General features: G+C 41.1%; 18 protein-coding genes, 1 tRNA gene and 2 pseudogenes. 11 read left to right on the forward strand and 10 right to left on the reverse strand.

What is annotated here, in order from left to right; translation table 11 throughout:
- Positions 1 to 7: 7 nt before the first annotated feature.
- Positions 8 to 580 carry a DUF2808 domain-containing protein gene (locus tag ACQFX9_RS22235; protein ID WP_427158559.1) on the reverse strand — a complete coding sequence of 191 codons (573 nt, stop codon included), beginning with the start codon at positions 578 to 580 and terminating at the stop codon, positions 8 to 10.
- A gap of 209 nt (positions 581 to 789) precedes the next feature.
- Here ACQFX9_RS22235 and ACQFX9_RS22240 point away from each other — a divergent pair, with 209 nt between their 5' ends.
- Positions 790 to 1,278, forward strand: a complete 489-nt coding sequence (locus ACQFX9_RS22240; RefSeq protein WP_427158560.1) for a hypothetical protein — start codon at positions 790 to 792, stop codon at positions 1,276 to 1,278.
- A 204-nt stretch (positions 1,279 to 1,482) separates the two neighbouring features.
- On the opposite strand, the pseudogene ACQFX9_RS22245 reads toward ACQFX9_RS22240, so the two are convergent.
- Positions 1,483 to 2,097, reverse strand: a pseudogene (locus ACQFX9_RS22245) (ISKra4-like element ISNsp6 family transposase); the annotation flags it as partial.
- 262 nt (positions 2,098 to 2,359) lie between these two features.
- Here ACQFX9_RS22245 and ACQFX9_RS22250 point away from each other — a divergent pair.
- The 3 genes from ACQFX9_RS22250 to ACQFX9_RS22260 are packed head-to-tail and all read left to right on the forward strand — an operon-like array spanning position 2,360 to position 5,673.
- Positions 2,360 to 4,324, forward strand: coding sequence for a Mu transposase C-terminal domain-containing protein (locus ACQFX9_RS22250; protein WP_427158561.1), 1,965 nt, complete (start codon positions 2,360 to 2,362; stop codon positions 4,322 to 4,324).
- 3 nt (positions 4,325 to 4,327) lie between these two features.
- Positions 4,328 to 5,134, forward strand: coding sequence for a TniB family NTP-binding protein (locus ACQFX9_RS22255; RefSeq protein WP_427158562.1), 807 nt, complete (start codon positions 4,328 to 4,330; stop codon positions 5,132 to 5,134).
- A 29-nt stretch (positions 5,135 to 5,163) separates the two neighbouring features.
- On the forward strand, positions 5,164 to 5,673 hold the full coding sequence (locus ACQFX9_RS22260; protein WP_427158564.1) for a TniQ family protein: 510 nt from the start codon (positions 5,164 to 5,166) through the stop codon (positions 5,671 to 5,673).
- Between the two features lie 199 nt (positions 5,674 to 5,872).
- Here ACQFX9_RS22260 and ACQFX9_RS22265 read toward each other — a convergent pair whose 3' ends face one another.
- The 3 genes from ACQFX9_RS22265 to ACQFX9_RS22275 all read right to left on the reverse strand — a co-directional run bounded on the left by ACQFX9_RS22265 (position 5,873) and on the right by ACQFX9_RS22275 (position 13,117).
- Positions 5,873 to 11,113 (reverse strand): hypothetical protein, encoded by a 5,241-nt coding sequence (locus ACQFX9_RS22265; protein WP_427158566.1) that lies wholly within the window; start codon positions 11,111 to 11,113, stop codon positions 5,873 to 5,875.
- Positions 11,114 to 11,144: 31 nt separating this feature from the next.
- Positions 11,145 to 12,449 (reverse strand): P-loop NTPase fold protein, encoded by a 1,305-nt coding sequence (locus ACQFX9_RS22270; RefSeq protein WP_427158567.1) that lies wholly within the window; start codon positions 12,447 to 12,449, stop codon positions 11,145 to 11,147.
- A gap of 281 nt (positions 12,450 to 12,730) precedes the next feature.
- Positions 12,731 to 13,117, reverse strand: coding sequence for a hypothetical protein (locus tag ACQFX9_RS22275; RefSeq protein ID WP_427158569.1), 387 nt, complete (start codon positions 13,115 to 13,117; stop codon positions 12,731 to 12,733).
- A 136-nt stretch (positions 13,118 to 13,253) separates the two neighbouring features.
- Between ACQFX9_RS22275 and ACQFX9_RS22280 the strand changes: the two genes are divergently transcribed.
- Positions 13,254 to 13,514: a helix-turn-helix domain-containing protein gene (locus ACQFX9_RS22280; RefSeq protein WP_427158571.1), complete on the forward strand. Its 261-nt coding sequence runs from the start codon at positions 13,254 to 13,256 to the stop codon at positions 13,512 to 13,514.
- Positions 13,515 to 13,676: 162 nt separating this feature from the next.
- Here the strand turns inward: ACQFX9_RS22280 and hsdR are convergent.
- Positions 13,677 to 15,821 (reverse strand): annotated as a pseudogene (gene hsdR / locus ACQFX9_RS22285) (EcoAI/FtnUII family type I restriction enzme subunit R); the annotation flags it as partial.
- A gap of 368 nt (positions 15,822 to 16,189) precedes the next feature.
- Between hsdR and ACQFX9_RS22290 the strand changes: the two are divergent.
- Both ACQFX9_RS22290 and ACQFX9_RS22295 read left to right on the forward strand, forming a co-directional pair.
- A complete protein-coding gene (locus ACQFX9_RS22290) occupies positions 16,190 to 16,609 on the forward strand; it encodes a hypothetical protein (protein ID WP_427158573.1) in 420 nt (139 codons plus the stop codon).
- Between the two features lie 2 nt (positions 16,610 to 16,611).
- On the forward strand, positions 16,612 to 16,986 hold the full coding sequence (locus tag ACQFX9_RS22295) for a DUF6575 domain-containing protein (protein WP_427158575.1): 375 nt from the start codon (positions 16,612 to 16,614) through the stop codon (positions 16,984 to 16,986).
- A 179-nt stretch (positions 16,987 to 17,165) separates the two neighbouring features.
- On the opposite strand, the gene ACQFX9_RS22300 is transcribed toward ACQFX9_RS22295, so the two are convergent.
- The 4 genes from ACQFX9_RS22300 to ACQFX9_RS22315 form a co-directional block, all read right to left on the reverse strand.
- Positions 17,166 to 18,413: a restriction endonuclease subunit S gene (locus ACQFX9_RS22300; RefSeq protein ID WP_427158577.1), complete on the reverse strand. Its 1,248-nt coding sequence runs from the start codon at positions 18,411 to 18,413 to the stop codon at positions 17,166 to 17,168.
- A gap of 26 nt (positions 18,414 to 18,439) precedes the next feature.
- Positions 18,440 to 18,769 carry a GIY-YIG nuclease family protein gene (locus tag ACQFX9_RS22305; protein ID WP_427158578.1) on the reverse strand — a complete coding sequence of 110 codons (330 nt, stop codon included), beginning with the start codon at positions 18,767 to 18,769 and terminating at the stop codon, positions 18,440 to 18,442.
- 107 nt (positions 18,770 to 18,876) lie between these two features.
- Positions 18,877 to 20,430 carry an N-6 DNA methylase gene (locus tag ACQFX9_RS22310; RefSeq protein ID WP_427158581.1) on the reverse strand — a complete coding sequence of 518 codons (1,554 nt, stop codon included), beginning with the start codon at positions 20,428 to 20,430 and terminating at the stop codon, positions 18,877 to 18,879.
- Between the two features lie 677 nt (positions 20,431 to 21,107).
- A tRNA-Pro gene (locus tag ACQFX9_RS22315) sits at positions 21,108 to 21,181 on the reverse strand.
- Between the two features lie 396 nt (positions 21,182 to 21,577).
- Here ACQFX9_RS22315 and lipA point away from each other — a divergent pair.
- The 4 genes from lipA to ACQFX9_RS22335 all read left to right on the forward strand — a co-directional run bounded on the left by lipA (position 21,578) and on the right by ACQFX9_RS22335 (position 26,195).
- Positions 21,578 to 22,471, forward strand: coding sequence for a lipoyl synthase (lipA, locus tag ACQFX9_RS22320; protein ID WP_427158583.1), 894 nt, complete (start codon positions 21,578 to 21,580; stop codon positions 22,469 to 22,471).
- Positions 22,472 to 22,632: 161 nt separating this feature from the next.
- Positions 22,633 to 23,550 carry an NAD(P)H-dependent glycerol-3-phosphate dehydrogenase gene (locus tag ACQFX9_RS22325; RefSeq protein ID WP_427158585.1) on the forward strand — a complete coding sequence of 306 codons (918 nt, stop codon included), beginning with the start codon at positions 22,633 to 22,635 and terminating at the stop codon, positions 23,548 to 23,550.
- A 603-nt stretch (positions 23,551 to 24,153) separates the two neighbouring features.
- Positions 24,154 to 25,404 (forward strand): RNA polymerase sigma factor SigC, encoded by a 1,251-nt coding sequence (sigC, locus tag ACQFX9_RS22330; protein ID WP_427158587.1) that lies wholly within the window; start codon positions 24,154 to 24,156, stop codon positions 25,402 to 25,404.
- 335 nt (positions 25,405 to 25,739) lie between these two features.
- On the forward strand, positions 25,740 to 26,195 hold the full coding sequence (locus ACQFX9_RS22335) for a Fur family transcriptional regulator (protein WP_103138055.1): 456 nt from the start codon (positions 25,740 to 25,742) through the stop codon (positions 26,193 to 26,195).
- The last annotated feature ends 284 nt before the right edge of the window (positions 26,196 to 26,479 follow it).

The following is a 26,479-nucleotide window of genomic DNA, read 5'->3' on the forward strand; positions in this document are numbered from 1 at the left end:
ACTTTTGTTACCAGCCATAGGGGAACGGAAAATAATTGCTTCGATGGTTGTAAAAATGTAATCTACCAAAACCTAAAAATTGACTGTGGGTTTTCTCGCCTTGGGGAAAGGCTGTCACACCAAATAAGTAAACACCAGCAGAGGTGGGATTTTGCCAGGGTTTTAAGCCGATGGTAACAGTCTTTCCTGGGGACACTGGAGGATCAAAAGTTAGGGAGACTGTTCTGGTTTTGAGATCGCTAGTAACATCTTTTAAGCCAATTCTCTCACCTCTGTGTGAGCGTGTACCCTCAAAGGCAATGGTACTGTCTAAATCAAAGCGAATATTATCCACTCCCTCACGCTGATTAATGGTAATTTTCTGTAAAGGTTCGCTGGCATTTTCTGGTACGCTAACGGTGAAATAATAAGTCGCACCCCAAACATAAACTTCATTATAGGTAGTTGCTGCTTCCACTAGCCGGGGCGGTTGCACAAAATAAACTGTCCCGTCTTGCAACTGCACAGCTTGAGCTTGACTATATCCTCCGATAAATACTGTAGTGGCGATCGCTGTACCAAGTAAAACTGCCAGGCGCATGACTTTATCGATATAACCAACTAGATTAAGATTATACCCTCATCATTTGTTAAAAACTCCCGTCAAAAATTAATATTTGTTATCAATACATTGCAACTATCACTATATGTTAATGAAAGCTTTCAGAGTTTGTTAAAGTTAATTGATATGTGTTGTCAGAGTCAGCATAAAAGTTAGAAACTAAAGATACAACACAGGCAATTATTCTTATGAATACTATTTCTACCATTGAATTCAGACGGTCAAGTTGGCAAACTGCTGTCTTGTTTGCTCTTGGCTTTTGGCTAAGTGCTAGCCTAGTGTTAGATTGGGTAGTTATGCCTAGTCTTTACTTCTCTGGCATGATGAACCAAGATAGTTTTACGACAGTAGGCTACATGATTTTTTGGATGTTCAATCGCCTAGAATTATTATTTGCGGCTGTCGTTTTAACCGGTGTTTTAGCCTGGAGAAAAACCCACTCTCAGTGGCATACTAACTGTTTGTTTTTAGCAGTAACACTGTTGGCGATCGCGTTTTTAAATACCTATCTCTTAACACCGCAAATGTGCGCCGTTGGGGTTCATCTCAACTTATTTGACACAGTGTCCACAATTCCCACCCAAATGAATCTACTCCACGGTAGTTATTTCTTCCTAGAGGTAATTAAATTAGTAGCCGGTGGTACACTGCTGATGCGTTGCTGGCAGAATTCTTGAAAAGGCAAAAGGTAAAAGGCAAAAGGCAAAAGAAAACTTGTAACTTTTTCAAAGTGTTCTAGTTGGTAATTACTTATGAAAACTAATCGATTCTTGCAGATACTGGTAGTAGTGTGTGTAATATCGATTGGTTTTCCTGTTTTTTGGCAAATTAATTCATGGCAAGCTAAAGATGCCGGGAGCATCCACTTTTGGCAGAAACACTCAAATAGCAAGTAAACCATTCAGATAAGCACAACGAACAGAAAGAATTTGGTTGACACTCTCAACATTCCACTGTGCGCCAGAAATTTTCATCCTAGCTCCAATCTGTTTAATAGCAGACTCGACTGCACCAGAACCAATAGAACAAAGTTGTTCAGCTTGATAATAGCTATAGTTGACAATACGGGAGCAATGTTTTTCGAGATAAGCGATGAAGTTCTTAGCTTGTTTGCCTCGGCAATTATGGAATAAAGCTTTAGCTTCTTCAACTTGACCCTGCCATAAAAGAGTTTCAGCTGCTTTGAGTCGCTTATTTGAACCACCTACTTTATAAAGATTTTCCTTGAGATGATACCAATCTAAAATTTCCCAACGTTCAAAATTCTCACTTTTACCAAACTCTTTGACGAGATTCCATACACCATCATGACCATCTCCTAAGCAGACTAACGGGTTAACTAAACGCTGGCTATTGACATAATCAATTAATGATTGGTTGTCATCAAAAAACGCACCATAGTAAATCCCTTGCAAACGAACCGTTTTATAGTCTCGTCAGTGACAGCCTGCTTTGAGTTTACCTCTAAGTCGAACTTTTCCTCCATCTACGCTGATGTAGAGCGACAAATTAATTGTCCATTACGACAAATTATTTGTCACAGCATTGCCTGAACCGAAAAACCATATATATCAATACTTTCCAGCAATGAAAGCCAAATCCAACTAATTCAGTCTCTGACGACGAATTACATGACCTTTTTAAACGACTCCGACTTATTAGATGACAATTATTAATTTAGCGAAAAATTGAATGTCAATTATTTGCAGTTTTATAGTAGTATGAATGTACCCAAATAATCAAAGATAAATCACATCTATGAGTTATTTAGATGTAGATAACCAGTTTGAACTGGAAGATGAAGATGACTTCCTTTTGGATGATGAGGATGCAGATATACTCGACTTGTCAATGGAAGTTGAATCATTGAGTGAAGATGAGAACTCCATAGCAGAAGATAAATCAGTTGAGTTCCTGGATCAGAGATACTTAGAGGACTCAGAACTCAGGCTCTCAGGAGAACAAAGAGTAAAACTAGAGATAATTAGTAATTTACGTGAACCCTGCGATCGCCTAACTTATGGTGAAAGGTTGAGGGAAGCAGCCAAAAAGCTTGGTAAATCAGAACGAACGGTTAGGCGTTTGATTAAGTCATGGGAAGAAAAAGGTCTAGCTGCTTTAGCAGAAGTTCCTAGAGCAGACAAAGGACAGGTGCGAAAAAGCGAATACTGGTATAACTTAAGTCTCAAAATTTATAAACAAGGAAATAAAGGAAGTGATCGCATGACTCGCACTCAGGTTGCCGAGCAAATTGAGACTAAAGCCTACGAATTTGCCAAAAAAGAATTAGAAGCAGAAATATCAAAGTTAGAAAGTCAGGGATTGCGGGGAGAAGATTTAGATTGGGAGCTAAAGAAGCTGATAAAAATTAAGGAAAAAGCAGGAGGCTTTAAGTATTGGTCAAAGTATGGAAAACCTCCTAGCACTAGAACAGTAGAAAGATGGCTCAAACCAGTTGAGGAGAAAAAGCATCAGTCGCGCACTAGCCGTAGCCCAGGATGGCACGGTTCTGAACACACAATCAAAACCCGTGATGGTCAAGAAATACCTATTAAGTACAGCAATCAGGTTTGGCAAATAGACCATACTAAAGCGGACATTTTATTAGTGGATGAGGATGGTGAGGAGATAGGTCGTCCTCAATTAACGACAGTAATAGATTGTTATTCTCGCTGCATTGTTGGACTACGTCTAGGTTTTGCTGCACCCAGTTCTCAAGTTGTAGCTTTGGCACTGCGTAATGCAATTATGCCAAAACGGTACACTTCAGAGTATGAACTTAGATGTAAGTGGAGTGCTTACGGTTTACCTAAATATGTTTATACTGACGGGGGCAAGGATTTTCGTGCAAAACACATAATTGAATGGATTGCGAACGAATTAAATTTTGAGCCAACCCTGCGAAGTCAACCTTCCGATGGCGGCATTGTAGAGCGACCATTCAGAACCATGAGTGGTCTACTTTCTGAAATGCCGGGTTATACGGGTTCAAGTGTCAAAGATCGGCCAGAAGGAGCTGAAAAGAAAGCTTGTATTAGTCTTCCTGAGCTAGAAAAACTAATTGTTGGTTACATCGTTGATAGCTATAACCAAAAGCCTGATGCCCGAAGTCAAGCCAACCCTCTAACTCCAAAACAAAGTCGGATTGAGCGTTGGGAGAAAGGATTGCAAAGACCTCCGACTTTACTGAACGATAGAGAACTTGACATTTGCTTAATGAAGGCAGCAGAGCGGGTTGTATATGACAATGGTTATCTTAACTTCTCTGGTCTTCGTTACAGGGGAGAAAATTTAGGAGCTTACGCAGGCGACAAAGTTATCTTAAGGTTCGATCCCAGAGACATCACTATGGTATTGGTATATGGTCGAAAAAATAATAAAGAAATATTCTTGGCGCGTGCTTATGCTATTGCTTTAGAAGCAGAAAAGCTGTCAGTTGAAGAAGTTAAATACGCACGTAAAAAAGCAGAAAATAGTGGTAAAGGCATCAATAATATTTCAATTTTAGAAGAGGCTCTTAGACGCAGAAATTTTTTACAACAGAAGAAAAATAAAACTAAAGCTGAACGTCGCCGTTCTGAAGAGAAACGTATAGAGCAAATACCACAAGTCTTGACAGAAAAGAAAAATGAACAGGTTGCGGTATTAATATCTCAACCCGAAGACGACAAACCAATAGAAAAATTGGATTTGAAATTATTGCGTGAAGAACTGGGTTTGTAAACTATGACAAACGAAGAAATACAGCAAGAGATTGAACGGCTTAGACAACCAGATATTTTAAACCTCGAACAAGTAAAAAGATTTAGTGCTTGGTTAGATGAAAGGAGAAAGTTACGAAAACCTGGTAGAGCAGTAGGAGAGTCAGGTCTGGGTAAAACTACAGCTTCTCTTTTTTATACCTATCAAAACAGAGCGGCTAAAATCCCCAATCAAAACCCAGTCGCGCCCGTATTATATGTAGAGTTAATAGGTAGTTCTTGCAGCCCATCCCTTTTGTTTAAAACTATTATTGAAACTCTAAAATTTAAAGCTAAGGGTGGCACTGAACATCAACTGAGAGAACGGGCATGGTATTTGATTAAACAATGTAAAGTAGAAATGCTAATTATTGATGAAGCCCATCGTCTTCAATTTAAAACACTCACAGATGTTACAGATTTATCTGATAAGGTAAAAATTATTCCAATTTTAGTAGGTACAAGTAGTAGATTAGATGCCTTAATTAGTAAAAATGAGCAAGTTGGTGGACGTTTTGCAGCATACTTCAGTTTTGAAACACTAATAGGAGCAAACTTTACAAAAACAGTAAAGATTTGGGAACAGCAAATTCTGAAATTACCTGAGCCATCAAATTTAGCAGATAACCAAGAAATCATAACTATTTTACAGGCAAAAACGGCTGGGCAAATTAGATTACTAGACCAAATTCTTAGAGATGCAGCAGTAAAAGCATTAGAATCTGGTGTTAACAAAATTGATAAGTCACTTTTAAATAGTATTGAAGGTGATTATTCATTAGTGGCAAGCTAAAAGATATATCATCAAAGTTATCAATCCATATGCCAGAAGAAATCTATAATTTTGAAGCATGGATCAATATAGTTGAACCATTACCAGGGGAAAGTATAAGCCACTTTTTAGGTCGTTTTGAAATGGCTAATTTACTAACGGGTTATCAAGTTGGTAAAGACGCGGGAGTTGGTGCAATAGTAACAAGATGGAAAAAACTTTACTTCAATCCATTCCCAACTCAACAAGAATTAGAGGCATTAGCAAACTTTGTTGAAGTTGAAGTCGAAGAACTCAAAGGGATGCTGCCACTAAAGGGGATGACTATGAAGCCTCGCCCAATTAAATTGTGTGCTGTCTGCTATGCAGAAGAGCCTTATCATCGGATTGAGTGGCAATATAAGGAGCAACAAAAATGTGTTCGCCACAATTTACGCTTGTTAACCAAATGTACTAACTGTGAAACTCCTTTCCCTATTCCCGCAGATTGGGTAAAAGGGGAGTGTCCTCATTGTTTCTTGCCTTTTGCAAAAATGGCTAAACGGCAACAGCGTTATTAAACTTTGACGAATTTTTTCTTTAGTAGTTCACCGTAGACTGATACTGGAGTTGATAGAGAATAATTTGATTCTGAGATGTTCTATGTGAGCCTCTGACTAGCGCGACTACACACCAGCACAATTATAGAAGAAACACTTCTTTCTTCCCCTACACCCTTACACCCCCGTGTTTCTGGAGAGCGTAATCAGTCAACTTTAATTATTTAATTCCCTCACACAGTTTCCTATCCTGCTCACTTGCAATCGGATTCCTCACATAATATTGCAACCACGCACAACCCCGCACCAACAACTGGTCTAAACTCTGCACAGGCCACAACCGCGCTGTCCTTTCATCCGAGGCGGTGGCGATGGTTTTGCCATCGGGGCTGAAACTCACACTATAGACAATGCCCTGATGCCCTTTCAATTCCCGTAACAGTTGCCCGTCGGTCGTCCACAACCGCGCTGTCCTGTCAGAGGAGGCGGTGGCGATGGTTTTGCCATCGGGGCTGAAACTCACACCCCAGACAATGCCCTGATGCCCTTTCAATTCCCGTAACAGTTGCCCGTCGGTCGTCCACAACCGCGCTGTCCTGTCATCCGAGGCGGTGGCGATGGTTTTGCCATCGGGGCTGAAACTCACACCCCAGACAATGCCCTGATGCCCTTTCAATTCCCGTAACAGTTGCCCGTCGGTCGTCCACAACCGCGCTGTCCTGTCATCCGAGGCGGTGGCGATGGTTTTGCCATCGGGGCTGAAACTCACACTATAGACAATGCCCTGATGCCCTTTCAATTCCCGTAACAGTTGCCCGTCGGTCGTCCACAACCGCGCTGTCCTGTCAGAGGAGGCGGTGGCGATGGTTTTGCCATCGGGGCTGAAACTCACACCCCAGACAATGCCCTGATGCCCTTTCAATTCCCGTAACAGTTGCCCGTCGGTCGTCCACAACCGCGCTGTCCTGTCATCCGAGGCGGTGGCGATGGTTTTGCCATCGGGGCTGAAACTCACACTTAAGACAAAGCCCTGATGCCCTTTCAATTCCCGTAACAGTTGCCCGTCGGTCGTCCACAACCGCGCCGTCCTGTCAGAGGAGGCGGTGGCGATGGTTTTGCCATCGGGGCTGAAACTCACACTATAGACAATGCCCTGATGCCCTTTCAATTCCCGTAACAGTTGCCCGTCGGTCGTCCACAACCGCGCTGTCCTGTCAGAGGAGGCGGTGGCGATGGTTTTGCCATCGGGGCTGAAACTCACACCCCAGACAATGCCCTGATGCCCTTTCAATTCCCGTAACAGTTGCCCGTCGGTCGTCCACAACCGCGCTGTCCTGTCATCCGAGGCGGTGGCGATGGTTTTGCCATCGGGGCTGAAACTCACACTATAGACAAAGCCCTGATGCCCTTTCAATTCCCGTAACAGTTGCCCGTCGGTCGTCCACAACCGCGCTGTCCTGTCATCCGAGGCGGTGGCGATGGTTTTGCCATCGGGGCTGAAACTCACACCCCAGACAATGCCCTGATGCCCTTTCAATTCCCGTAACAGTTGCCCGTCGGTCGTCCACAACCGCGCTGTCCTGTCATCCGAGGCGGTGGCGATGGTTTTGCCATCGGGGCTGAAACTCACACCCCAGACAATGCCCTGATGCCCTTTCAATTCCCGTAACAGTTGCCCGTCGGTCGTCCACAACCGCGCTGTCCTGTCAGAGGAGGCGGTGGCGATGGTTTTGCCATCGGGGCTGAAACTCACACCCCAGACACTGCCCTGATGCCCTTTCAATTCCCGTAACAGTTGCCCGTCGGTCGTCCACAACCGCGCTGTCCTGTCAGAGGAGGCGGTGGCGATGGTTTTGCCATCGGGGCTGAAACTCACACCCCAGACACTGCCCTGATGCCCTTTCAATTCCCGTAACAGTTGCCCGTCGGTCGTCCACAACCGCGCTGTCCTGTCAGAGGAGGCGGTGGCGATGGTTTTGCCATCGGGGCTGAAACTCACACTTCTGACCCAGTCCTGATGCCCTTTCAATTGATTACGTTCTGTAATCCTGCTTAAAATACTATCTAAAGCAAACATGGGGCTAATAGCCGGGTATTTTTCCAAAGTGCGGCCATCTTTCACCAATCCTTTCAACTCTTTAGCTGAGTGCATCACCGCCACCAAAGCTTCTAACTCTGCAAATTCAAACTGTCTTAAAGCATTCACCCCTGCTCGTTCTAGTTCCGTTCCCTTTTTTGCTTCTGCTTGGGCTGCTTGTGCTACTTCCGTTGCTTTCTTTGCGTTCACCAGTTCGGCTTGTGCTGTCTTCAAAGTTTCATCAGCCTGTCTAGCTTTAGCTTCCGCATCGTCTTGCTGTTTCTTTGCCTGTTGTGCTTTAACCTCAGCAGCTTTGACTTTTTCTGTCGCATTTTTAATTCTGGCCTCAGCCTTAGCATTTTTCTGTTGTAAATTTGCTGCTTCCTTGTTTACTTTATCTAAATCTGCTTTAGCATTAGCTAAATTCTCACTTGCCTTTTGGCTTTCTAATTGTGCCGCTTTAAACTTCGCTTCTGCATCTTGCTGATTTTTTAACGCTGCTTGATAGTTTTTCTTTAAATTATTGCTTTGATTTTCTAATTCCTTAGCTTGTTTGCGGTTGTTAGCTAGTTGAATATCTGTCTGCTGCTTTTCTTGCTTAACTGACTTTAAATTAAATTGTGCTTGGGTTAATTCTTTTTCTGAAGCTTGCTGTTTGCCCTTCGCAGATTCCGCCTGTTGAAATAAGCTAGAAGCATACAAGACTGTTACTGCTAATAAACATATTGATAAACCAGAACTTATCAACAACCGATTTCGCCCCTGCTTAATTTTCTGGTCAGCTTCCCTTTGAGCATCAGCTAATATTTTATTTTTCTGTTCAACCCGTTTTAATTCTTCTTCTGTTAGTTGACGCTGTTCTCTTTCTCTTGCCAGTTCTGCTAATATTTCATTCCCCTGCTGCTGCCGAATAAAAGCTACTAAATAATCATGCACCAATTGATAACGGTCAGCAGGCGATTCTGGCAATAATAAAACTAATCCAGATTGCACAAAAATCTCTAAAACCAAATCTAACTTATCAACTTCTGCCGCCAAACCCTCTACTAACTCCGCACGAGTTTTTAGCGGTCGTGTGCCATTTTCATCTGTAAGCAAGTATAAAACTAATCGCGCTACCCGTTCATTTTCTGAACCACAATCTCTAATTACATCTTCTAAAAAGTTCTCAACCAGTTTTTCCTTAGTCCCTACTTGCTGATACTGTCTTAAAGTAGTAATATTCTCTGTTTGTAACTGCGCCCCCACAATTTGCAATTCAATCGGTCGTACTTCTCCCAATTTCCCAGCTAAATCACTGACTAATTGTTCAACTAGCCCATCTTCTAAATAAAACTGGGTTCTCTCCGTCAAACTTTTGATAACTTTTTTCGTATCTTCTACCGAAAAATTACCCAAATAATAACGAATACCTTTATCTAAAATATTATTATTAACAACACCCAAATCAAATAAACGCTCTAACTCTAATAAATAATGTAAATAATCTTCTCGCAAAGACAGCACAACCTTAACAAAAGGAATATCCAAACAAACCCGCAAAAAATCATAAAATTCTCGCCGTTGCACCTTATCTGGATAAACAAAGAAAAACTCTTCAAATTGGTCAAAAATTAACACGGTCAACAAATTACGCTCATTATTCAGACGTAACTGTTCAATAATCACTGCGTCCGAGTTAAAATCAACAGCTAATTTACTTCTCCGCACCGCCTCAAAAGCCTCTGATATACCCCTTCCCAACACACTAACCCAATCAGAATAAACCCGCACCAATACAGGTAAAGCCTCTCGCGCCTGTATAGATTGTTGCTGCAAAGCAGGTATTAAACCCGCCTGTAAAATTGAGCTTTTACCCACCCCAGACTGGCCATGAATTACAATTAATTTATTCTTATCTTCAGCAATTTTATTTCGCAGTCGATTAACATCTAATTCCCGCCCAGAAGCCCGAATTTCATCAGCAATTGTTCCTGTTTTCTCTCCTTGGAACTGTGTAGTATTAATCTCCTGGCGTTGTGGGTTAAGATAAGATGCACCCACAAAAGCCCTAAACTTATACTGTTGTTCAATTTGTAATTGCTTCAGCTTCAACCTAAACGCTTGCAGATATTCTTTATCATTAAAATACCACTTCCGCAACAATGCCAAAATGCTAATATAAAGCCTGGGATTATATTGATGATCACTTTCATCTTTAGCTAATTCTAAATTAGCAATAGCCTGATTAATTTGTTTGGTAGCATATTGAGCGCGTGCCAAAATCAACCGATATAAACCCCGCTCATGAATTTGCTTATCAGCTACATTTTCACTACTAGCTAATGCGTGTTCAGCAAATTCTTGAGCTTCACTCCACTGCGCTTTTGCTAAAGCCACCTCCGCCAAAAAACCATAACATTGAGCCACCTGCAACGCCGCACCATGATTTTGCTGTAAAGTTAAAGATTTTTCCGCTAGACTTTGCAACTCATCCCAAGCTTGCAGATGTCGCAGCACCTCACCCAATTTATTAATATACTTAGCAACTAAATTACTAAATTTACCCTCTTCTAATACTGCAATAGCTCTTTGTAAATAATCTCTAGCTGTCTGCCAATTTCCCTGATGCTTTTGTGCTTGACGTTCCCAAGCCAACCCCAAATGAAATAATAAAATACCCTGCCGTTCTAAATGATTACTTCCCAGCCAAAAATTTAAACTCTGTTGATAATTTTCTAAAGCAGCATCTATCTGATCATGCAGATAATCATACCACCCCTGCACAAATGCTAAACTAGCTTGCAAAGTTGGGTTTAAACCTACTTTCTGCGCCTGTAAATCTTGGTTAGCCTGTGTTAATTCCCGACAAACCTGAGCATGAGGAATAATATCACCATGAAATATCTCATCAGTGATTTGTTGAATTAACTCAATTAATTTATGAGTAGAACTTTCAAAAACTACAGTAGTAGTCCAACTTTCTAAATCAGTTGCTAACCGAATTAACTTTTGCAGAATTTGGTCATTTACCCACAACAAAACCGGGAAGCGAAAGTTATTTCTAAACTCCTCCCGCACCCGGTTAGCCGCAGTCAGAACGCTATCAATATCTTGCACTGACTCCAAACCAAAAACCATTAAAGCTTCTGGCTGTTCATCTCCCAACTGCTCAACTATGCTGGTATACAGCGTTTTTACCGATGTGGGTAAACTAATTTCGCGTATTTCTAGCGGAGACAGTTCGTGTAATCTGCGTGTAATTTGCTGCCTCAAAGCCCCATAATTACAACGTAATAAAATCAGCGAAAATTCACCTTGAGACAAAGTAATTGCTCTTACCAGAGTTTGTAAAGAGCGTTCATTTTCCGGCGTTAAATTTTCTCCATCACACTGATTATTCATACAAAGAGATTATATCAAGTCCGTTTAGTTGTCATAACTGAAAATCCTTAGCCTCTGCCAAAATGGGATTGATATCAAACCATGAACCATCTTCATCACGATATTCAAATACAAACATACTACGCAATAATAATTCGTAATTTTCATGACCTCGTAAAGTTTTCACCCTCGCTACCTCACGCAGCACTTCCCATTCATCAGGGGTAATAGCTAAAGTCAGTTCATTACAACGTTTTTTAATCACGCTTTCTAAACACTCCCTAGAAATGGGAGGATCATCTTGCTGAAGACAGCGAAATAATATCATTAACAAATTCCGCAAATGACCACCGCTAACTAAGCACAGCCTTTCTAATGTCTCAGAGCTATCAAACACCTCTGTAATTAAATGCTGGCTTTGTTCCCAACTTACCCCAGGAAAAGCCCTCACCATCACCATTTGTTGCAATAATCTCATTCCCTCGGAGGATCTAGTTCCATCCCGCAGTTTTACCGGAACCATTGGTAAAACCTTGGGGTCAACTCCAAAGCGATTTGTTAATCGACCTAAAGTGTTGGAGAAAAGTAATACCAAGGGAATTGTATAAACAACGTGACAACTGAGCTGGTTTAACTGTTCGCCACGTTCCACAAATAAATATTCCGGCTGAATTTGACCGTAACCTTTTAAGGTATTATCAATGCGATCAAGGTTATCAATAATGACAACTAAACCCTGTTTACCTTGCTGTTTCAGCTTTTCAATGGCAGGTTTGAGTATTTCTTTATTGATAGATTCTAGAATACCGTTGGTGCGTGGTTCTAAATACTGTCGGAGTTGCGATCGCAAGTTAGGACTATCTTTAGTTTTGGCAGTAATTTTCCCAATTCCCACCGACAACTCAGCCTCTACCCCAATATCTAACGGTGTCTGCAAAAATTCCGCAACTTCCCTAAATAGGTTTTGAAAGTATCCTGGCTTGAGGTTAATCTTCACTGCTTCTAAACTTTGACCCACTTCACGAGCTATAGCTAACAAAATATCTGTAACATCTACATCAGCCGTATCTAGACTTTGGCTAGATTCAAAGTAAACTACATGAAATCCCTGCTGTTCTAACTCTAATTTCAGTTTCAGCAACTCTGTCGATTTACCACAGCCAATATGTCCAGTAAATAATTGACAAGTAGGTTCATCAGGTGACAGTCGGCTAATCGTTCTGCCTAATTCATTAATAATCTTGCTACCACGCACCTTAGAGAAATCTATATAATATTGCCGATCCTCTGGTTTACTCACAACCAGGGTCTTCATTGGGTTGCACGCCTGATAAAACCTCTTTAAGTCCAGTTTCATGACAAATTACCCAAATTTAACGTAAAAATACACATATATTTAAAATTATACCTGTATAATTACGCTTTCCTCTCGCCAAAGCACAATGATGAAGCAAGAAGGCTAATGTACTAGATTTACTAATCTCTACAGCGAAAACTCAAAAAAGTTTAGATACGCGGATTCATCATTTTGATTCAGCAATCTTGTTATTTTTATTCTTGGGAACTTTAAACATTCATCAATAAAAAAGAGACGGGTATGAACCACGTCTCCAGGCGATGGAAAAATTTTTTAAGGGTCTATGCTACATCTGCAACCAGCAAACCATTAACAGCTATGATGAGCAACTGCGCTTGCAAAGCTGTCTCACAACAAAGTTTTTCATCTCTATTACAAGGCTGCGCTATCCATTTACCCTCAAGATTTTGATAAAAAGTACCTAGCAGTTGTGAACCGTTCCAAACTCGATAAAGTTCTCCAAAATCATCTGTTACAGAATCAATCTCTATTTCTGGCGGTGTTGGGTCAGTTAGCTGGTCAACGTATTCCTCAAACTCTGATTGCATCAAAGTTTGGTCATCAAATGCCTCTTGTATAATCATGTGAATGACTTCATCAATGGGGTTGTACAAAATGCGATCGCGGACTCTTCCCGGAGGGCGATCGCTTTTGTTTTTGTCTACCATTTAATCTACGCGACACGTAGATTTGCGTCAAGTGTAGATTAATAAAACTTAGAATGTTATATATCTACTTGTTAAATAGAATACTGAGGAGTAGATAAATCTACATCTAGCAGCGACTAAACTGGTGATGTAGTCTATGTCTGAGAATCAAGTGATTCGCTGGAAATTAAATGAAGTGATGGCGCGTAAGCGAGTGAGAAATAAAGATTTAGCTGAGGCGTTAGGAATAACGGAAAATTCTGTGTACAGACTGCGTAAGGTTGACGAAATGCCACGATTAACCCCAGAAAGGTTAAACGGCATTTGTAAGGCGTTGGATTGTCAACCTGGAGAACTTTTGGAATATGTACCTAATGATGACGATGGGAAGGTAGCTTCTAACGTTGAAGTGGCATGATTTCAGGATTTTGGAAGTTTAAGATGGGCTGTTCCTAAGTATTCATGGTATCTATTACTACAAAAAAAGTCGTTTTGAGAGGCGATCGCCATTGTATGCAATGGTTATGTAGTTTTAAGTTAATCGCCTAACTGGGGTACTTCATGGCAGCAATATGCCCAATTAAGCTGCGGTGTCGTGTAAATACAAATACTGCTGAAACCCGATAAATACTGCACTGATATTCGCAACGCTTCCTAGTTCTGCCACAGCATCACGAACAGTATGATATTTCAACTCTAACAGTTGAGGTAATTTAGTGCGATCGAGTTCCCCCACTCCAGCTTTGATGTATTGTTCCAGCACAAAGTCAAGAAATTCTTGCTGTTTACCGAGATACTGCGAGAAGATTAAAGACTTGTGAGCAAGGACGCGCTCTCTGCGGCTAATTGGTGGTGAGGCATAGGCGATATAAGCTAGTACATCGTATAAATCGCTTTTCTCGGCATCAATTATGCGGCTAATTTCTGTGAGTTGTTCCTCGCCGTACCCTTTCTCTGCCAGTCCTTCTAATAAAGCTCTACGGGTGTCAGGGCGACTCCAGATTGTTCTTAATTCTTCTTCGTCTCTGAATAGTTCAGGAATTTCACCAAACAAACGTTCCACAAATTCTGCTGCACTCATGGGTTTACCGTCTGGACTCCAAAAGCTGGTAGAAATCCGGTGTTGGAGGGTGCGTTCTTTACCGTCAGCGAGTTTGATTTTGATGGTTTTGGGGCGGGAATCTTCTGTACTGTCGTTGCTAGTTTTGCCTCTATTTATACTACTATCTGTTGTTGAGATATTGTATTTATCTAATTTCTCTCCCACTCTGGAAATTGTGACGAGTACAGGTTCTTGGGGTTCGCCATCCCATTCAGGATCGTCGAAGCGTTCGTGGGCTTTTACAAAATCATAAATGGTAAAGTAGTCCTTCCCTTCAAATAAGCGAGTACCACGACCAATAATTTGCTTAAATTCAATCATCGAGTTGATGGGACGCATCAGTACGATGTTGCGAACGTTTCGGGCATCAACCCCAGTGGATAGTTTATGGGAGGTGGTGAGAATGGTGGGGATAGTTTTCTCGTTGTCTTGAAAGTTTTTGAGGTGCTGTTCTCCCAGTTTGCCATCATTGGCAGTAACGCGGACACAGTAATTAGGATTACTGCTAATCTTCATTTGGTTGATTAAATTGCGTACAGCTAGAGCGTGGTCTTGGTTAGCGCAAAACACCAGAGTTTTTTGATTCTGGTCGATTTCTTCCATGAAAAGTTGTACCCGATAGCGTTCGCGTTCTTCAATTACAATGATGCGGTTGAAGTCAGCATCAGTATAGGTTCTGTCTTCGTCTACTGCACCTTCGATTAGTTCATCTTCACTGCTATAAATGTATTCATCCAGAGTAGTTTCGATTTGCCTGACTTTAAAGGGAGTAAGAAACCCGTCGTTGATGCCGTCTTTGAGGGCATAGGTATAGACTGGCTCACCGAAATAGGCGTAGGTATCTGCGTTGTTTTTTCGTTTAGGAGTGGCGGTGAGTCCCAGTTGTACTGCTGGGGAGAAGTATTCTAAGATTCCCCGCCATGTGCTTTCGTCACTGGCTCCGCCTCGGTGACATTCATCAATGATAATGAAGTCAAAGAAATCGGGGCGATAGTCGCTGAATTTGGGTGTAGGATTGCCGGTGTCGTCCCGTCCAGTCATAAAAGTCTGGAAAATGGTAAAAAATATACTGCCATTTGTTGGGACTCGACCCCGTTTTTTGATGATTTCTGGGTCTATGCGGACTAGGGCATCGTCGGGGAAGGCAGAGAAAGAATTATAGGCTTGGTTAGCTAAGATATTGCGATCGCTTAAAAACAAAATTCGCGGACGACGGGTGGGTTGTAGGCTGAGGTTCCAACGGCTTTGAAAGAGTTTCCAGGCGAGTTGGAAGGCGATGAAGGTTTTACCTGTGCCTGTTGCCATTGTTAACAAAATCCGGTCTTGTCCTTGGCAGATCGCTTCTAGGACGTGCTTAATGGCATTGTGTTGATAATAACGGGCTTCCCATGTGCCGCTTTTGTCTTCAAAGGGGATGGCAGCAAAGCGATCGCGCCACGCATTTTTTTCGCTAAAGGTGGCTGACCACAGTTGATCCGGGGTGGGATATTGCTTGATGTAGCCTTCTGCCCCTGTGTGCATATCTACTTGGTAGATACCGTCGCCATTTGTAGAGTAGGCAAATCGAGTCTGCAACTTTTGGGCGTATTTTTTGGCTTGTCCTAAACCTTCCGTATCTGGTAAGAGGATTTAAGAGTGACTCATCTCGATTTGCGATAAAACACTTTTATGCCCAAAAAGGGAGATAGCCAGCATAGCGGGTAGAGCTTGATTCAGATTCATCTGTCTTGATCGAGCCACCTTCTTTAGTAGCTCCTATGATGTGGGAAACGGTTTCTACATATCCCGTAGCGTTTGGTTAGACAATTCGTTGATTTTTGACATACAACAGGCAAAAATGCTGGTAGCAGTTATGATGTCAGCAAAATGTGAAAGCCCAGAAATTTTACAGATTTTGTTTAGTATTTGTAGTAAATTAATGCTAGTAGTCTAGTAACTAAGTTATTAAGTATACAATTGAGTTTGTTTTTATATCCAAAAAGCAAAGGGTAATGTATTCAAAACACTTCCCCGATGACTGTCCTCCATCGCAATCTGATATTGCATCGGGAGAGTTTTACAGGTTTATTAACAAGGCTCATGAAACACCCCAACCACAAGATTTCTTATCTTGGCGACAAGAAAATCCAAATAAGGAATGTCCTGCGAGTATATCTGAATGTCAAGTCTGTTGTTTATCAATTCATTCATCATTGGATGATGCAAAAAATCTATCTCTGAGAATTCCGCGTTTTAAGAAGATAAAAATAGCTAAGGGTGGTTTGAGCGAGGAACTAGGAAGAATACAACATACTCCGTCAAGGAATGAAAAATCACATCATACTTGGTGGATACCAGAGAATACAGAACCTTATAAGGTGTTTGAGATAATTGATTTAAAACAAGAAGTTCTAATAAAACATAAGTTATAAACATGAGTTTTTTGCCGGAACAAACAATACTAGGACAGCTTGAAATCATAGAAGTTTACGACTTTTATGATAAGCCAGTGTTGTTTTCCTGTAAAAACAAATCGGGATTAATTTTTATTGTAATTTGTGTCGATAGTTCTGATGTTGCTGAGATTTGGTTATATGCTCCCGCGTCTTCATCTAGATTTCAAAACGTAGCTCAGGGTAAAGTTGAGCTTAGAGATATATTTAATAATACAGAAGATGGTTTTGTATATCATGTAGAAATCCCTTATGAAAACGGGATGAATGTTGTTGTAAAAACTGTTAATTGCCATGAAATTACAGATGAATATTTGCCAGAATTAGGGCAATTTATTCAATCTAAATCTATATGAAAGATGTAGGAACTATTAGTAGAAAGGTAGTTTATGTAGCCACTATTCAAGCGTATGTAATTGTATCTACTATTCTGAATAAGGAAAAGCACGAATATGAATTATTAAGTTTAAAGTTAGAAGTAGAATCAGAAAATATATAAGCTTGAGATGATTACTTTATTGCGTTAAATAATCTTTTATGCTGCAATTCTCTCCTTAGCAGCTTTTGGGGTATCTGCGGTGAGTTCGCCAGTGAGTGCTTTTTGCAGGATGGATTGTTTGAGTTCTTTTAGTGCAGCGATTTTTTGGCGGTAGATGGTTTCGAGCTTGCGAATTTCTTGAAAAAGGAAGTTAACTTTTTCAAAAATTATTTGTTGTTTTGAAATAGGTGGAAGATAAAGTGGTAATTCCTTTATAATTTCCATATTTAACCCAGACATGATAGAGCCTTTAGCTCTTTCTGTTAGATATTGTTGTGCTATCGGATGATGGAGAAAGTAAGCATGAAGAAAACTAGGCAGACATTGTTTTTGGTCTAATGTAATACAGCAGAGGTGTTTCGTATTAATTGCTGTAGGAATATCATCTGGAACAATTGCACAACGTCCACAAGTACCCATAATTGTAATTAAAACATCGCCAGGTTTGACTTGATAACGAGAAAGCTGGCGGAATTTTTCAGGCGTAATAAATCTTCTTTTACCCCATTTAAATTCATTTTCGACAGCGTTATCAATTCCCAGAACTGCAATTCCTTCATCTACAAATTCACTGTGTAAAAGCTGGCTTCCGAATGGTCCAGTTCGTATTGAGCCTTTTTTCGGAGATACTACATCTGCAACTGTTTTTATATGGCAGTCATCTTGATCACTCTGAGAAAAAATAGCTGTCTGAATAACAGATTCAAATATTTCGCGAGAGTTGGCGAGGTTTTTTTCGGTGTTTGCGATCGCTCTATCAATCCCCTCAAACGCCTCATGCAAAATCGCCACAATCAGCTTTTGTTCTGGGAGTGGTGGAAATGGAATAGCTATTGAATTTAGTGATTTTTGATTAAGTTTTGGTTGAGCCATCCCGCTTACATAAGGCTCAAGGGAAATATAGTTTAAATAATATTCGATGAAACTCTGTGTAGTTTTTTCTTTAAATCGGAGTACATGAGCGTGGTTATTTACCCATGTCTTACCTGTAATTGAGAATGCTATTGGATAGGTTCTTGCTAAAAGATTTGCACCATCTTCAGACACCAAAAGTAAATCTTCATCAAAGATGTAATCAGCAACATAATCAACAATACCAGAAGCACCATAATAGGGAATATTGCCAGATTTTCTTGAAGCCTTTGTAATAGGTACTCTTTTACTATCTAGGTTTTCACAAAGTTTATCTAAATACTTTATTTGCCAACCTACTGGCAACTGTCCACTATCAACTGTCAACTTCATACCATCCCCTAATTATTATCATCCCTTTAATCCTCTGCTGGTTGAGCGGAGTCGAAACCAGCATTTTCATAATGTGAATAATTCTGACACTCCGCCAAAATATGAAGACGATCCCAATCACTATTCATTAAAGCAATCTTCTTAGCACGACTCCAACCCTGTACCTGTTTTTCCCGATAGAAAGCATCCGCCACATGATCATAATGCTCTGCATAAACCAACTTTATAGGTAATCGCTTCTTTGTATGATTTGCACCCAAGCCATTTTGATGTTGCCATAAACGACGAGGTAAATCCTTTGTACTTCCCGTATAGAAAGAACCATCAGCACATTCCAGAATATACATATATGGCATTATTTATAACCTTGTGCCAAAAAACGGACTTCGACTTCGCTCAGTCCTCATCTATAGCTGGTTGAGCGACTTGCCGAGCGAAGTCGAAGGGAGCCGAAACCAACTTCCTATAGCATTCCCCCAATACCAGCCAAAATTTCTGCACTCTCCGCATCTAAAGCCGCAATTTCATCCAAAATTTCCTGCGGTTCTCGTAACGTCGATTCTTCCGCCTTATTCGGATTCTTCACCGACAAATCAAACGTCTCCCGATCCACATCAGCAATATCCACCAGCCAAGCGTTTTTACACTGAGCGAAGTCGAAGTGTTCCGATTCTGCAAACGTAGCCTGTAATTCCACAAACTCGCGCAAATCATCATCATTCAGCGCATTCGTTTTCCCCAAACTACGCCCCGGATCGAGTTGGTAATACCAAATTTTCTGAGTTGCCATTCCCTCAGTTAAAGGTTTTCCCTGAGAAAATAAAGGCGTTCCCTGAACCGAAGCTGCTCCCTGAGCGGAGTCGAAGGGAGCTTTCTCAAAAAACAGTACCACCGTTTTGACACCCGCACCGATAAAAGTCCCACTCGGACAATCCAAAATCGTGTGCAGATTGCAACTACTCAAAAGCTCTTGACGCAACGCCCGCGAAGCATTATCCGAATTTGATAGGAACGTATTTTTAATTACCACCGCAGCCCTACCGCCAACTTTTAGCATTTTGATGAAATGCTGCAAAAACAGAAACGCCGTTTCCCCAGTTTTTATCGGGAAATTCTGCTGTACTTCCTTGCGTTCCTTCCCCCCAAATGGCGGATTAGCCAAAATGACATCAAAACGATTCTTGTCTTGAATATCACTGAGATTTTCCGTCAGCGTGTTGGTGTGGATAATATTCGGCGCATCAATGCCATGCAAAATCATATTCATGATGGCAATCACATACGCCAAACTTTTCTTTTCTTTACCCGTAAACGTATGTTTTTGCAGAATCTCAAGCTCTTTTGTTGTCAGCTTACCGCTCCGTAAATAGTCGTAACTCTCACACAAAAACCCAGCCGAACCACAAGCACCATCATAAATGCGATCGCCAATCTTCGGCTTCACCACCTGAATCATTGCCCGAATCAACGGACGCGGCGTGTAATACTCACCCCCATTGCGTCCTGCATTGCCCATATTCTTGATTTTGGCTTCATAGAGATGCGATAGCTCGTGTTTCTCCTGTTGCGATCTAAACCGTAGCTCATCAATATATTCCAGTGCATCCCGTAAGCTATAGCCGCTTTGGAATCTGTTCTTAATCTCGCTAAAAATTTCCCCAATCTTATATTCGATTGTGTCTGGACTAGTAGCCCGTTGCTTGAAACTTTGTAAATATGGGAATAATTTGCGGTTGACATAATCAATCAAATCATCGCCAATCAGCGCATTATCATGATCCAATGTACCATCCGGTTTTTTCGGTGCTGCCCAAGATGACCAGCGATGCTCCTCATCAATAATAAATTCGTATTGCTTGCCAGCTAACTCCGCCTCTAACGCCCTTTCCTGCTCCAAATCATCCAAATATTTCAGAAACAGCAACCAAGACGTTTGCTCGGTGTAATCTAACTCTGTAGTACAACCCGCCTCTTTCCAGAGAACATCATCAATATTTTTAAAAGTCTGCTCAAACATTTAGCTTTACTCTAGGACTTTTAATATTAATAGCTTGGCTCATAATTTTACACCTGCAAGGTGAAATGAGCCTTTGATTCATTAAAATGCTATGTTACAAATATAACACCGTAATTCGTCAATCGAATGTAAGATTTCTCCGTTTATATTAAACTTTAAGACTAATTTTAAGTTTCAACCTGGGTTTCTTCACCAAGGGTAAGAAAACATTAAACAAACAGTTTTACGGCACATATTATACAAACATTACAGCAATTTTAACTATAAATTTTTAACGCCCCTGCGACTCTCCACCAGCAGGGGTGGGTTGAAAGAATATCCATAGATAACCCTGATTCAGCACTAGGAGTTTCAACGACCATCCCGGCTAGGGGTGGGTTGAAAGAATTTATTGTTTGTGGGATGGAAAATCGTTAATATCATGTTTCAACGACCATCTCAGCTAAGGATAGGTTGAAAGAAGATTTTTTGTTCCTAGCTAATACGTATGTCCATTAGGAGGGTTGAAAGGCGCACTTCGTTCGGGAAAAAGTCAGATGCTGTGTATATTAGGATTAATATAAATTTAAGGAAGAAAATCGTTTTCACAAACGTAAGTGTGACAAATAATTTGTCGTTTGAGGTTTTTGACAAATAATTTGTCGCCACGGTCAAATAATTTGTCGCTCTACAACAAATCGGGATGACTGGATTCGAACCAGCGGCCCCTTCGTCCCGAACGAAGTGCGCTACCAAGCTGCGCTACATCCCGTAAATTTTCACACACTCCTAAACATAGCACAAATTCTGAATAGTCAATAGTCATTAGTCAATAGACATCTCCAGAAATGAGGTTTTCATCTAGATAACATAAGGGTTTGAGATTCTTTTTCGGAGATGTCTAATAGTCATTAGTCATTAGTTTTCTCTCCCTTGTCCCCAATCCCCAGTCCCCAATCCCCAATCCCCAATCCCCAATCCCCAATCCCCAATCCCCAATCCCCAATCCCCAATCCCCAATCCCCAATCCCCAATCCCCAATCCCCAATCCCCAATCCCCAATCCCCAATCCCCAATCCCCCATATATATAGATATAGTGAAATGTCTTCAGCGAGGAATTTGCTTGCTAGGATTAGATTTGTACAACTTTGAGTGGTAGGGCGAATTGTGACAGTTAAACCAGACTGGTTGCGAGTAAAAGCTCCTCAATGGGAGCGAGTTGGCAATGTTAAAGAGATTTTACGAGATTTAGCACTGAATACAGTTTGCGAAGAAGCATCTTGTCCCAATATTGGGGAATGCTTCCAAGCTGGAACGGCTACATTTTTAATTATGGGGCCGGCTTGTACTCGTGCTTGTCCTTACTGTGATATCGACTTTGACAAAAAACCCAAAGCTTTAGATCCTACAGAACCAGCACGATTAGCCGAAGCTGTACGCCGGATGAAACTGAATCATGTGGTGATTACCTCTGTGAATAGAGATGATTTAGCAGATGGTGGTGCGTCTCAATTTGTACAGTGTATTGAATCTGTGCGGACAGTTTCACCAAACACTACAATTGAAGTCTTAATTCCTGATTTATGCGGTAATTGGGATGCTTTAGAGATAATTCTTCAAGCTGCACCAGAGGTATTAAACCACAACACAGAAACAGTTCCACGGTTATATAAACGGGTGCGACCACAAGGTAATTACGATCGCACACTAGAATTACTCCAACTCAGTCGTCAACTTGCACCTTGGTTGTACACCAAATCTGGGATTATGGTGGGATTGGGTGAAACCGATGAAGAAGTTCGTCAAGTTATGCAAGATTTACGCTCCGTAGATTGTGATATTTTGACTATCGGGCAGTATCTCCAACCCAGCCAAAAACACTTGCAAGTCCAAGGCTTTATCACACCAGAACAATTCGCAGCTTGGCAAGCATACGCTGAAGAATTAGGATTTTTGCAAGTCGTAGCATCACCCTTAACCAGAAGTTCTTACCATGCTGAACAAGTGCGGGAACTGATGGAACGTTATCCACGCCAGAGAGTGCTGAGTGTTGAGTGCTGAGTGCTAAGTGCTGAGTGCTAAGTGCTGAGTGCTAAGTGCTAAGTGCTGAGTGCTGAGTGCTGAGTATTTGGAATTTTTTAGGCGTAAGCCTTTGCTACGCAACGCTACCGTGAACTCGTAGAGTATTTTGAATTTTGAATTTTGAATTTTGAATTTTAAAGGTGCAAGGAAATAAAGTCGCAATTCTGGGTGCAGGTGCTTGGGGTGCAGCGTTAGCAACGTTAGCAGCAGAAAATGGCCATAGAGTGCGTGTGTGGTCACGCCAGGGATCTGCCACCTTGGCAGAGGTTGTACAAGATGCTGAAATAGTTCTGTCTGCAATTTCAATGAAGGGTGTGAGAGATGTTGCATCTCAAGTACATTCTTTCACCCTTTCACCCACAACTATCTTTGTGACGGCGACAAAAGGACTAGAACCACAAACCATCTTTACGCCGTCGCAAATTTGGCAATCAACTTTTCCCGATCATGCAGTTGTGGTGCTGTCGGGGCCAAATTTATCGAAAGAAATTGAACAATTATTACCAGCCGCCTCGGTTGTCGCTAGTCGTGACACAACAGCCGCCGAAAAAGTGCAGCTGGTATTTTCTTCTGCGCGGTTTCGCGTCTATACCAATGCTGACCCCGTAGGTGTGGAGTTAGGCGGTACACTCAAAAACGTCATGGCGATCGCAGCTGGAGTTTGTGACGGTTTACATTTAGGAACTAACGCCAAAGCCGCTTTAGTCACTCGCGGACTCACAGAAATGGTTCGCATCGGCAATTACTGGGGCGCAAAGACGGAAACCTTTTATGGTTTATCTGGTCTAGGAGATTTGTTAGCCACCTGCAATAGTCCTTTAAGTCGTAACTACCAAGTCGGCTATCAACTAGCTAGCGGTAAGTCACTTACAGAAATTCTCTCCCATCTACCAGGAACAGCTGAAGGAGTAAACACTTGTCAGGTATTAGTCCAACTAGCCAGACAGAAAAACATAGTTATTCCTATTACCGAGCAAGTTTACCGATTGTTACAAGGTGATGTTACTCCAAAACAAGCCCTTGAAGAACTAATGCTTCGGAATATTAAACCGGAGTAGTCAATAGTTAATAGTCAACGGTCAACAGTTATTAATTTTTCCCCTACACCCCTAGTTAACAAGATGAAGAAATATTGATGTAATCCGAACTAAGTATGAAGTGTTGATGAAAAATTGCTAATTGTGAACAATTTGATTGTTGAAAGTATCACTTGTAACAGACCACTTGAGCCTCTGGAATTATATGTTACCTCTCATTGTTCCCCAAAAATCCCTAGAAAAAAATTAGAAAATCGTCAGGAAAACAGTTTCATATCCATGTAGATGTGACTATACCAATGATAAACATGATTTCCACTGAATGATGTTTATACAAAATCCTAAAGTAGCAACTAATATCCCTGATGTTTGAAAAGCTAACTCGGTAGTTCAGAATCTAAAACCTAATTGTGAATTTGAATAGCTATTGGTTCAATCAGAAGTTTAGCAACCGAGCCTGATTCGGTGTTAATGCTTGCCAGAACCAGTAATTTGTTTTGCAAAAAAACATTACTGGAATTCTCAACCGTGTTAGATCATCTAAAATCACGGGAACAATAGCAACAGTTAAATTTCAATAGCTGACCGCAATCTATTGTTACCTGGAGCCATAGAGACGATTTTATGCCAGCAACATCTTTTTACGCAGATGCCGCCTACAATACCCCAAAATCCCGCCAGATGTTAGAACCTGATCTGACGGTTGATGATGGTGAGTTCTTGGCTGACGATCTCCATGATTTGGAAATTGCTGCGGCTGATCCCAGTAATTTTGCTGCTAACAGTAACCGTCGCAGTACAGACTTAGTACGTCTATATCTTCAGGAAATAGGCCGAGTTCGGTTGTTAGGACGCGACGAAGAGGTTTCCGAAGCTCAAAAAGTCCAGCGTTACCTTAAATTGCGGACAGTGTTAGCTAATGCAGCTAAACAAGGAGATGCAGTCGCCACCCCCTATCTGAACTTAATTGAAGTTCAAGAGCGTTTAGCATCAGAGTTAGGACACCGTCCTTCTTTGGAAAGGTGGGCTTCTACGGCTGGTGTGAAGGTAACTGACCTGAAGCCGATTTTATCTGAAGGTAAGCGTCGTTGGGCAGAAATTGCCAAAATGACCGTTGAAGAATTGGAACAAATCCAATCTAACGGTTTACAAGCCAAAGAACACATGATCAAGGCAAATCTGCGTTTGGTTGTGTCGGTGGCGAAGAAATACCAAAATCGTGGTTTGGAATTACTAGATTTAGTCCAAGAAGGGACTCTTGGCTTGGAAAGGGCGGTGGAAAAATTTGATCCTACCAAGGGTTATCGTTTTAGTACCTATGCTTACTGGTGGATTCGTCAGGGAATCACCAGAGCGATCGCAACTTCTAGCCGCACAATTCGCCTGCCTGTCCATATTACAGAAAAGCTCAACAAAATTAAAAAGGCTCAACGCAAAATTGCTCAAGAAAAAGGTCGCACTCCGACTTTAGAAGACCTGGCCATTGAGTTAGAAATGACACCTAGTCAAGTACGGGAAGTTCTATTAAGAGTACCTCGTTCTGTTTCCTTAGAAACTAAAGTTGGTAAAGATAAAGATACCGAACTCGGTGAATTATTAGAAACCGATGGTGTTACTCCTGAAGAAATGTTAATGCGAGAATCTCTACAAAGAGACTTGCAACATTTATTAGCAGACCTAACCAGCCGTGAGAGAGATGTCATCCTCATGCGGTTTGGTTTAGCTGATGGTCATCCTTACTCATTGGCAGAAATTGGCCGCGCCCTGGATCTGTCACGGGAACGCGTCCGCCAAATTGAATCCAAAGCCTTACAGAAGTTGCGTCAACCCAAACGTCGTAACTTAATCCGCGATTATTTGGAATCTTTGAGTTAATTAATAGTCAATAGTCAATAGTCAATAGTGAACAAAACTTATACTATAGATTGTTGACTATTGACTATTTATTTGCATATAAATCTTTTGATCCCCAGACACATAGGCAGTCATTGCTTATTAGAAATTTTTCCAACTAATAATTGTGTTGTTACACCAGTTATTTTTGGCAGAAATATTCAAATTGGGGATCAAAATTTTTATAATTTATCTTGTAAGCTTCATCAGTTATTTTAAAAAGCTTAATAATTATTCTCAATAAGCAATGATTGTTGCAAACCGCCCAAAACATTTGCTATATTCTCAATTAATAAGCTTTGTTGAGAAAAATTAGTATGACTGTCTACACAACTACTTCACTCAAGGCAGAATTAAACGAACGTGGTTGGCGTTTAACACCCCAAAGAGAAACTATATTACATATCTTCCAAGAACTGCCTCAAGGCGAACACTTGAGTGCTGAGGATTTATACCACCGCCTAGAAGGTGATGGTGAAGGAATTAGCCTTTCTACTATCTACCGGACTTTGAAATTGATGGCGCGGATGGGGATCTTAAGAGAACTGGAACTGGGAGAAGGGCATAAACACTATGAAATCAACCAACCTTACCCCCATCACCATCATCACTTAATTTGTGTACGTTGTAACTCCACAATTGAGTTTAAAAATGACTCTATTTTAAAAATTGGAGCTAAAACCGCCCAAAAAGAAGGATTTCATCTGCTTGACTGCCAAATGACAATCCATGCAGTGTGTCCCAAATGTCAACGGGCTTTAATGCCGCTTTAGCCCTCATTACAAGAAGGTAAAAGGCAAAAAGCACAAGTAAATTAAATATTAATTATTAATTGCCGATCCGATTAGCTTTTCGCCTCATACCGATTGCCTAAAAATAAGTAACAGATGTGAGTCAGACAAATCTTGCTGCATCTAATACCAGTTTGAAAAATGATTGCGACAAATGGATTGCCCAAAAGCTTCCCAGTAAAGCATTACACAATCCAAAATCCCAAATCTAAAATTCAAAACGGTATAAGTTTTTGAGTCTTGTGAGCGTAGCAGGGCATAGTCTA

The sequence above is a fragment of the Aliinostoc sp. HNIBRCY26 genome (genome assembly GCF_050235535.1).
In the GTDB taxonomy this organism is placed as follows: domain Bacteria; phylum Cyanobacteriota; class Cyanobacteriia; order Cyanobacteriales; family Nostocaceae; genus Trichormus.